The sequence below is a fragment of the Polaromonas sp. P1_G2 genome (genome assembly GCF_056405515.1).
The window spans coordinates 1-502 of record NZ_JBFUBY010000946.1 but is presented as its reverse complement, the minus strand read 5'-3'; the positions used below and the strand labels follow the sequence as shown (position 1 = coordinate 502).

The following is a 502-nucleotide window of genomic DNA, read 5'->3' as shown; positions in this document are numbered from 1 at the left end:
GATCGAATTCGCCAACCGGCCGGCGGTCGATTTCTTCGGCTGGAGTCTCGAGGAAATCAGGGGCCTTCGGATGGACGATCTGGTTTCCGACGGGCGCCTTGGCATGAACGCCACGGCCCTGATCTCGGTCTTCGAAGGCGCGAAGGAGGGGCTGGTCAGCCGGCCGCTCAGGCGCGACGCGAAGAAGAGCGATGGCTCCGTCGTGCCGGTAGAGATTTCCGTGTCGCGTTGGGAGAGCGCCAATGGCGCGGGCATTGCGATCGTCCTGCGCGATCTGGCGGAGAAGGCGGCGGCGGCGCTTGGCCAGCTCGGCGTCAAGCGCAGCGAAGCTATCGACGGCAGCGACATCGCCCTTGGCCGGCTGGTTGGCGGCATGCTGGAGAGTGGCGAGCGCCCGGCGCTGTTCGTGCTTTCGATCGACGATTTCGATTCTCTGAGCGAGACGCTTGGCCGACCTATCGGGCATGCGCTGCTGCAATCCGTCTCGCTCAGGCTGCGGCGC

The 502-nt window shown here is 65.9% G+C and carries 1 protein-coding gene; it reads left to right on the top strand.

The genetic code is table 11. From position 1 onward, the window contains the following. Positions 1 to 502 (top strand): PAS domain S-box protein (locus AC1D0P_RS28475; protein WP_477679803.1); only part of this gene is annotated, 502 nt, incomplete at both ends.